Genomic DNA, 9,125 nt, shown 5'->3' on the forward strand with positions numbered 1-9,125 from the left:
CGCGCTGGCTGAGGCGCGGGCCGGCCTGGGGGGCGGGCACCGCACCGGGCCGCGACCCGGTGCGCGGCACGCGCTGCAGCTTGCCCGAGACGAGGCTGCCGCTGCCGACGCGCCGCTCGATGAAGCCCTCCGCGTGCAGTTGGCCGTAGGCCGACTCCACCGTATCGCGGGACACCCCCAGCGATGCCGCCAGCGCACGCGACGCGGGCAGCGGCCTGCCCATGTCGAGCGCGCCGTCGAGGATCAACTGGCGGATGGCGCGCTGGATGCGCGCATGCAGGGGCAGGGCGCGATGCGCCGGGTCACCGATCCAGGCTTTGACGGATTCGAGTTGGGCATGCTTGAACAAGTGGTCTGCTCACGGTCGATAAAGTGGAAGGATATGGCAAGCCATTGACGAGATATAAAGCAGCTTTCCATCCGCGTCAAAACTTCATCGACCAGGGAGCCGCAGGCAGGCCATGTCTTCATCCACACCTTCTTCCGCCATCCGCTTCGGCGATTTCGTCCACCCCGTGGTCGCGGGCCTGATCTCGGTCATCGTCAACTACGGCGGCACCTTCATCCTGGTGTTCCAGGCCGCCAGCGTGGCCGGCCTCGATCCGGCGCTGACGGCCTCGTGGGTGTGGTCGATCTCGATCGGCGTGGGCGTGACGGGCGTGCTGCTGAGCTGGATGACGCGCGAGCCGATCATCACCGCCTGGTCCACGCCGGCTGCCGCCTTCCTCGTCGTGGCCCTGGCCACCACGCCGTATGCCGAGGCGGTGGGCGCCTATCTGGTGTCCGCCGCCGCCTTCGTCGCGCTGGGGCTGTCGGGCTGGTTCGAGCGCGTCATCCGCCTGATTCCGCCCGGCGTGGCCGCCGGGCTGCTGGCGGGCATCCTGCTGCAGTTCGGCATCAAGGCCTTCGGCGGCATGAGCATCGACCCGCTGCTGGCGGGCCTGCTGATCGTGGCCTACACGGTGCTCAAGCGCTTCAGCGCGCGCTATGCAGTGGTGGGCATCCTGGCGCTGGGGCTGGCCTTCCTGCTGCTGCAGGCGCGCGTCGACCTGTCGGGGCTTGAGCTGAAGCTCGCCGCGCCGGTGTTCACGATGCCGGCGTTCTCGCTCAATGCCCTGCTCAGCGTCGCGCTGCCGCTGTTCCTGATCACGCTGACCGGCCAGTACATGCCCGGCATGCTGGTGCTGCGCAACGACGGCTTTCGCACCAGCGCCAACCCCATCGTGGCGGTCACCGGGCTGGGCTCGCTGCTGATGGCGCCGTTCGGCTCCCATGCGTTCAACATCGCGGCGATCACGGCGGCGATCTGCACCGGCAGGGAGGCGCACGAGGACCCGTCCAGGCGCTGGATCGCCGGCGTCGCGGCGGGCGTGCTCTACATCCTCGTCGGTGTTTTCGGCGTCACGCTCGCCGCCGTGTTCATGGCCTTTCCGCCGACTTTCATCACCACGCTCGCGGGGCTGGCCCTGCTGGGCACCATCGGCGGCAGCCTGGCCAGCGCGCTGGCCGATGCCAGGACCCGCGAAGCCTCGTTGATCACCTTCCTGGCTGCCGCCGCCAACATCACGATGTTCGGCATCGGCGGCGCGTTCTGGGGGCTGGTGGTCGGCCTGCTGGCGCATGCGGTGCTCAATGGCCGGCTGCCGCGGGCGCCGTGGCGGACCCTGCATGCCGCGATCGGCAAAGGAGAGGCGAATTGATGCACGATCCATCCGCCACGGGCGGGGTGCCCCCCGCCACCCCCACCCGCCACGACCGGCACGGCCGCTACCCGCAGGCCGGGACGGTCGAAGACCTGCGCCACAACCTCGCCGCCGTGCAGGCGCGCATCGCCGCCGCCTGCCGCCGCGCGGGACGCGACCCGGCGGGCGTGCGCCTGCTGCCGGTCAGCAAAACCCGGCCCGAGGCCGACATCCGCCTGGCCTACGCAGCGGGCTGCCGCATGCTGGGCGAGAACAAGGTGCAGGAGGCGCAGCGCAAGTGGGAGGCGATGGCCGACCTGCCGGACCTGCGCTGGTCGGTGATCGGCCATCTGCAGACCAACAAGGCCAGGCTGGTGGCGCGCTTCGCGAGCGAGTTCCAGGCGCTGGACAGCCTGCGCGTGGCCGAGGCGCTGGAGCGCCGGCTGCAGGCCGAGGGGCGCGCGCTGGACGTGTTCGTGCAGGTCAACACCTCGGGCGAACCGAGCAAGTACGGCCTGCCGCCGTCCGAGGTCGCGGCCTTCCTGTGGGCGCTGCCGGCCTTTCCGGCGCTGCGCGTGCGCGGGCTGATGACGCTGGCGCTGTTCTCCAGCGAGGCCGAACGGGTGCGGCAGTGCTTCGTGCTGCTGCGCACGCTGCGCGACCGGCTGCGCCAGATCGTGCCCGACGGCGTCGGTCTGGACAAACTGTCGATGGGCATGTCGGGCGACTTCGAGATCGCCGTCGAGGAAGGTGCCACCGTGGTTCGCGTGGGGCAGGCCATCTTCGGCGCGCGCGCGCTGCCGGACAGCCACTACTGGCCCGGCTCCGGGGCGTCCGGGTCGCAGGAAAGCGGAGGGCGGGACGCATGACGGATACCTCATCCCATCTGATGCAGGCCTACGCCCGCCAGCCGGTCGCCTTCGTGCGCGGCAGCGGCGCGAGCCTGTGGGACGCGGACGGCGTCGAATACCTGGATGCGATGGCGGGCGTGGCCGTCACCAGCCTCGGCCATGCCCACCCGGACATCGCCGCCGCGATCGCCGAACAGGCCGGGTTGCTGCTGCACACCTCCAACCTGTTCCGTATCGACTGGCAGGAGCGCCTCGGCGAGCGGCTGTGCGCGCTGGCGGGCATGGAGCGGGCCTTCTTCTGCAACTCGGGGGCGGAGGCCAACGAGGCCGCGCTCAAGCTCGCCCGCCTGCATGCCCGCCGCGCCCGGGTGGCGCAGCCGCAGGTGCTGGTGATGGACAACGGCTTCCACGGCCGCACGCTCGCCACCCTGGCGGCCACCGGCAACCCGGCGGCGCAGCGCGGCTTCGAGCCCTTGATGCCCGGGTTCGTGCGCGTGCCGTACGACGACATCGGGGCCGTGCGGCGGGCGGCCGCGGAAGCGCCGGACATCGTTGCCGTGCTGGTCGAGACGGTGCAGGGCGAAGGCGGCGTGCGCGCGGCCGGCGCCGCGTATCTGCGCGAACTGCGCGCGCTGTGCGACCGCCACGGCTGGCTGCTGATGGCCGACGAAGTGCAGACCGGCATGGGGCGCACCGGCGCCTGGTTCGGCTACCGCCATGCGGGCGTCGTGCCCGACGTGGTGACGCTGGCGAAGGGGCTGGGCAATGGCTTTCCGATCGGCGCCTGCCTGGCGCGCGGGCCGGCGGCGGCGCTGTTCTCGCCCGGCGGGCACGGCTCGACCTTCGGCGGCAATCCGCTGGCCTGCCGGGTGGGCTGCGCCGTGATCGACGTGATGGCGCGCGAGCAGCTTCCGCAGCGTGCCGCCGTGCTCGGCCGGCGCCTGCTGGCCGCGCTGCGCGCGGCGCTGCACGGCCATCCCGATGTGCTCGCCATCCGCGGCCAGGGGCTGATGATCGGCATCGAGCTGGACCACCCCTGCGCCGGACTGGTGGGCCGCGCGCTGGAACAACAGCGCCTGCTCATCACCGTGACGCGGGGCAACACCCTCCGCCTGCTGCCGCCGCTGATCTGCAGCGAGGCGCAGATCGACGACATCGCGGCGCGCGTCGCGCGCCTGCTCGACATCGACCAAACATAGGAATCGCACCATGTACGACCCCTCCACGACCCTGGCCGGCTTCGATCCGGAACTGGCTGCCGCGCTGCGCGGCGAGGAAGGCCGCCAGGAAGACCACGCCGAACTGATCGCCTCGGAGAACTACGCCAGCCCGCTGGTGATGGCGGTGCAGAACTCGGTGTTCACCAACAAGTACGCCGAAGGCTATCCCGGCAAGCGCTACTACAGCGGCTGCGAACATGTGGACGTGGCCGAGCGGCTGGCGGTCGAGCGCGCCAAGGCGCTGTTCGGCTGCGACTACGCCAACGTGCAGCCGCATGCCGGCGCCCAGGCCAACGCCGCGGTGTTCCTGGCGCTGGCCGCGCCCGGCGACACCGTGATGGGCATGAACCTGGCCCAGGGTGGCCACCTGACCCACGGCAACCCGTCCAACTTCTCCGGCCGGCACTACCGGATCGTGCCCTATGGCCTCGACCCCGAAACCGGGCTGATCGACTACGACGAGATGGAGCGCATCGCGCTGGAAACCCGGCCGAAGCTGCTGATCGGCGGCTTTTCGGCCTATTCGCGGTACAAGGACTGGGCGCGCATGCGCGCCATCGCCGACGAGGCGGGCGCGATCTTCTGGGTGGACATGGCCCACGTCGCCGGCCTGGTGGCGGCGGGCGAGTACCCGAACCCGCTGCCGCACGCCCATGTGGTGACCAGCACCACCCACAAGACGCTGCGCGGCCCGCGCGGCGGCATCATCCTGGCGCAGGGGCAGGGCGCGGATTTCTGTCGGAAGCTCGATTCCGCCGTGTTTCCCGGCATCCAGGGCGGCCCGCTGATGCACGTGATCGCGGCCAAGGCGGTGGCCTTCAAGGAAGCGCTGGCGCCGGAATTCAAGGCCTACCAGCGCCAGGTGGTAGCCAACGCGCGGGCGATGGCGGCGCTCATCCAGCGGCGCGGCCACCGCATCGTGTCCGGCGGCACCGACAACCACATGATGCTGCTCGATTTCTCGGGCCAGCCCTACACCGGCAGGGACGCCGACGCGGTGCTGAGTGCCGCCCACATCACGGCGAACAAGAACGCGGTGCCCGACGACCCGCGCCCGCCCTTCGTCACCTCGGGGCTGCGCATCGGCACGCCGGCCGTCACCACGCGCGGCTTCGGCGCCGCCGAGTGCGAGCAACTGGCCGGCTGGCTGTGCGACGTGCTGGACGCGCTGGAAAACGGCACTGCCGATGCGGTGGCGGCGCATGTGCGTGCCCGGGTGGCGGCGCTGTGCCGCCGCTTCCCGGTGTATGGCTGAGGGCCCCCGCCCCGCGTTCAGGCGGACGCGAAGCTGTTGCGTTCCTGCTTGGCCTTGTACATGAGGACGTCGGCCGAGTGCAGCAGGGCCTCGGCGCTGCAGTCGCCTTCGTGGCTGATCGCGATGCCGATGCTGGCCGAGATCGAGAGGGTCGCCATGCCGAGTTCGAACGGGGTTTCGAGATTCGCCAGGATCTTCGCCGCGACGTTCCGGCAGCCGTCCATCGAGGCCACCTGCGGCAGCAGGACGACGAACTCGTCGCCGCCGATGCGGGCGAGGGTGTCTTCGTCCCGCAGCCCGGTGCCGATGCGGGCGGCGACCTGACATAGCAGCAGGTCGCCGGCCTGGTGTCCCCAGGTGTCGTTGACCGGCTTGAAGCGGTCGAGGTCGATGAACAGCAGGCCGACGGATTCGCGCCGGCGCTGGGCGCGCGTGATCGCCTGGCCGAGGCGGTCCAGGAACAGGTTCCGGTTGGGCAGCCCGGTCAGGGCATCGTGGTGCGCGCGGTGCCACACTTGCGCCTCCTGCTCCTTCTGGCTGGTGATGTCCGAGCACAGCGCGACGTAGCGCGAGTGGATGCCGTCCGGATGGGTGAGGGCGCTGATCTTCAGCTTTTCGATGAACAACTGGCCGTTCTTGTGGCGGTCGGTGATTTCGCCTTCCCAGCTTCCCTTGGCGTTGAGCGACTGGCACATGGCCTGCCAGAACGCTTCGTCCTGCTGCCCCGAGGACAGCACCACGGGGCGCTTGCCGATGACTTCCTCGGCGTCGTATCCGGTCATCCGGGTGAAGGCCGGATTGACCCGGATGACGCGGCTGTCCGCATCCGCGACGACGATGGCCTCGGTGGTGGATTCGAACACCGACTGGCTGATCAGCAGCGATTCCTCCAGCTCGATCAGTTTGCTGACGTCGGTGTAGGACACGACCGCGCCGGAGCGGCCTTGCGCGTCGGGGGGCAGTTGCGAGGTATGCACGGAAATCCAGCGCTTGCCGCCGTTCTCGAGTTCGGCATAGTACAGCGCGTGCGCCGCCGGCTCGCGCAGGGCGCGCCGCGACGGGTAGTCCTCGATCGCCACGGGCTGGCCGTCGCGCTTGAAGAGCTTCACCGCCCGGCGCTGCAGCCCGGCCGCATCCACGCCCAGTATGGTCAGCGCGGCGTCGTTCCAGAGCACGATGTCGCCCTCGCCGTCGAGCAGCATCATGCCGCTGGGAACCGTGGCGAACACCCGCCGGTAGCGCTCTTCGCTGTCCTTCAGGCGGATCTCGAGCTGCTGGCGTTCGGTGATGTCGTGAATGATGGAGTACAGCAGCGTGGTGCCATCCATCTCGAGCGGGCAGGAATAGACCTCGACGTCCCGCAGCGCTCCGCCGGCCAGGCGGTGCTTGAAGACGAAGCGGTTCGAGCGCTTGCTTGTCGCCTCGCCGATGCTTGCCCTGACCTCGTCGGCGGGCAGGCTGTTGAGGTCGGTGATGCGCATGCTCTCCAGCGTGCTTCGCGCGTATCCGTAGAACGCAGCGGCGGCGTCGTTGGCGAAGCGGATGCTTCCATCGCGCGGGTCCACCAGCAGCTTGATCGACGAGTGCTTCTCGAAGAAGCTCCGGTACAGCTTCTCGTTGCGCTGCAGGCGCATGTGCTGGTGCTCCAGCCTGCGCCACTGGCGCATGATGACCGCGAGCAGGAACAGGAACAGCAGCGTGCCGGCGAGGTTGGCCTTGCGGCTGGCGGCGGCTTCGTCTTCGACCGGCGCCAGGACGTCCTGTTCGGCGATGCCGACGTGCACCATGAGCTGGTCCGAATCCTTCAGGTGGCGCCAGGCGGAGATCCTGCCGAGCGGTGCGTGCGTTGCTCCGTCGCGGAAGCTGCCCCGCGCCGGCGCGTCCGGCGCCAGGTACGGGGGCGAGCCTTTCACCGTCTCGCCGATGAAGAAGTCGATGTCGCGATTGGTCGCCAGGTAGCTGCCGTCCTCGCGGATCAGCGCGGCGCTGTCGTGCTCGCCGAGGCCGAGTTGCTCCAGCGCGTGCGACAGGTATTCGGGCGAAATGGACAGCACCAGGACACCGTCGAACGCGCCGTCGCGCCTGACCGGGCGGGAGAACTGGATCGACCACGAGCCGGAGACGCGCCCGAGCAGCGGCTTGCCGAAGAAGGCGCGGTCCGTGTCCGGGTGCTCGGCGTGGATGCGGAAGTGCTCCCTGTCGCCGAGGAACACCTTCTCCTGCATGCCGAGGCTGGAGTAGGCGAGGTAGCCGTTGCGGTCTATGACCGCGACCTGCAGCAGGGTGTGTTCCGGAAAGGCCCGGAACGCGCCTTGCACGGAGACCGCGAACGCGCTTTTGTCGCTGACGTAATCCTGGCGCAGAATGTCCGAGACGAAGTCGATGTTGCGGACGACCGAGGCCATCTGCGCGGCCAGCCCGTTCGCCAGTTGCTGGGCGACCGTTTCAGTCCTGGCGAGCGTTGCTTCCCTGATCTGGCGGTGGCTGTCCAGCAGGAAGTACCAGTACGCTCCGATTGCAACCAGCGCGGGGGTCAGCAGGAGGGTACGGGCAAGATTTCTGGGGGGAATCATCGTTTTTGTCGGTTTCTGCTTTTTTGCAACCGGGCATTCTATTTGTTTTCCCGTTTCCGGATAGTGGCATGCGCCTCACGCAGCGCACTGCCGCCCGCCGCACGGACGGACGGCAGTGCGGGCCCCACGGCCTGCCGGAAAGCATGCCCGCAGCGGTGGCAGGGCTACAGCACGCGGAAGGCCAGGATAGCGACCAGGGTCGGCGGCACCGCGGCGACGAACAGGCCGAGGGGGTTCACCACGCCCTGGTTGAAGTCGCGGCGCAGGATCGACATGCCCGCCGGGTTGGGCGCGTTGGCGATCACGGTGAGGCCGCCGCCGGTGACTGCGCCCGCCACCACGGCATGCTTGAACTCGTCGCTGAGGCCCTCGACCAGCGAGGCGAGATAGGTCAGCGCGGCGTTGTCGGTGATCGCGGTCAGCGCGGTGGCGCCGAAGTACACCGTGGTCGCGTCCATCTTCGTCAGCACCGCCTGCAGCCACCAGGCCTGTTGTCCGCCGAGCACCACCAGGCCGGCGAGGAAGAAGGCCACCATCAACCCCTCGCGCAGGATCAGGCGCTCCTGGAAGCGCGGGTAGGCGGTCGCCAGGCCCATGAACATCAGGAACACGCCGAGGAAGATCGGCGGATGGTGGGCGAAGGCGACGATCAGGAACAGCATGAACAGGTGGATGCCGATCATTGGCGCGGGCACGTCGTCGGCCGCCGCGCGCGCGGCGGGCAGCGTCAGCGCGGCCAGTTCGCGGTGGAAGATCAGCGTTGCCGCCGCGGCGTTGATGGACACCGCGATCGCCGACTTCCAGCCGAAATGCGACAGCATGTAGAGCGAGTCCCAGCCCCAGGTGGAGGCCACCATCAGCACCGGTGGCGCGGCGAAGTTGGTCAGTGTGCCGCCGATCGACACATTGACGAACAGGGCGCCGAGGGTGACGTACATCAGATGGCGGGAGATGCCCTGGCCGTAGTAGCGCTCGCGCAGCATCAGCGCGGCCAGCGTCATCGCCGCCGGTTCGGTGATGAAGGAGCCGAGCAGCGGCACGGCCGCCAGGATGGTGAAGTAGGTCGCGACCGGCTCGGGCAGCGGCACGACACGCGCGATCATGCGCACCAGGGCCGAGGCGAACTGCATCACCGGCTTGCTCGCCGCCACCACCATGATGGCGAAGACGAACATCGGCTCGGTGTAGTTGCGCGTATCGAGATATGCGACGGCTTCGTCCAGGCCGGCGGTGAAGCCCATGAACACGATCAGCACGATGGCCCAGAAGCCGAACACGGCCTCGACCTCGCCGAGCAGGTGCCACAGCCCGGCGTGGGCCGGCCGGGTGTGGGCCAGGTGCTCGAAGAACTTGGTGGAAAAGGTGTGCAGGATGGCGATGGCGAACAGGATCGCGCCGATCAGCTGGATTGTCGTTGGCATCATGCGGCTCTACCGGAAAAGTGCGGGAAGGGTGCGTTGCGGCCGCGCCGGGGCGCGGCAAGGGGGCGGATGCCGGCGACCGGACGCGGCGGCGCGCGTGGCGGGCGGCAGGCATGCGCGTGC

Annotated in this window: 7 protein-coding genes; 4 read left to right on the top strand and 3 right to left on the bottom strand. The window is 69.4% G+C overall.

Going from position 1 to position 9,125, the window contains the following annotated elements; translation table 11 throughout:
• Positions 1-349, bottom strand: a 349-nt coding sequence (locus C666_RS17405; protein WP_004345227.1) for a GntR family transcriptional regulator, incomplete at its 3' end; no start/stop codon positions are given.
• Positions 350-461: 112 nt separating this feature from the next.
• Here C666_RS17405 and C666_RS17410 point away from each other — a divergent pair.
• Genes C666_RS17410 through glyA form a run of 4 tightly spaced genes read left to right on the top strand, consistent with a single transcriptional unit; the run spans position 462 to position 5,008 of the window.
• Positions 462-1,700: a benzoate/H(+) symporter BenE family transporter gene (locus C666_RS17410; protein WP_004345230.1), complete on the top strand. Its 1,239-nt coding sequence runs from the start codon at positions 462-464 to the stop codon at positions 1,698-1,700.
• Positions 1,700-2,551: a YggS family pyridoxal phosphate-dependent enzyme gene (locus C666_RS17415; RefSeq protein ID WP_004345234.1), complete on the top strand. Its 852-nt coding sequence runs from the start codon at positions 1,700-1,702 to the stop codon at positions 2,549-2,551. Before C666_RS17410 ends, C666_RS17415 begins: the two co-directional genes overlap by 1 nt.
• The gene (locus tag C666_RS17420; RefSeq protein ID WP_004345236.1) at positions 2,548-3,732 is read left to right on the top strand and encodes an aspartate aminotransferase family protein; all 1,185 of its coding nucleotides are present in this window, start codon (positions 2,548-2,550) and stop codon (positions 3,730-3,732) included. The genes C666_RS17415 and C666_RS17420 overlap by 4 nt, the downstream gene beginning before the upstream one ends.
• Before the next feature lie 10 nt (positions 3,733-3,742).
• Entirely contained in the window at positions 3,743-5,008 is a 1,266-nt protein-coding gene (gene glyA, locus C666_RS17425; protein WP_004345238.1) for a serine hydroxymethyltransferase, read from the top strand.
• A gap of 17 nt (positions 5,009-5,025) precedes the next feature.
• On the opposite strand, the gene C666_RS19385 is transcribed toward glyA, so the two are convergent.
• Positions 5,026-7,581, bottom strand: a complete 2,556-nt coding sequence (locus C666_RS19385) for a sensor domain-containing diguanylate cyclase (RefSeq protein WP_004345240.1) — start codon at positions 7,579-7,581, stop codon at positions 5,026-5,028.
• A 164-nt stretch (positions 7,582-7,745) separates the two neighbouring features.
• Entirely contained in the window at positions 7,746-9,005 is a 1,260-nt protein-coding gene (locus C666_RS17435; protein ID WP_028792406.1) for a putative Na+/H+ antiporter, read from the bottom strand.
• Positions 9,006-9,125: the final 120 nt, after the last annotated feature.

Origin of the sequence: Thauera linaloolentis 47Lol = DSM 12138 (assembly GCF_000310205.1) — a bacterium.
In the GTDB taxonomy this organism is placed as follows: Bacteria; Pseudomonadota; Gammaproteobacteria; order Burkholderiales; family Rhodocyclaceae; genus Thauera; species Thauera linaloolentis.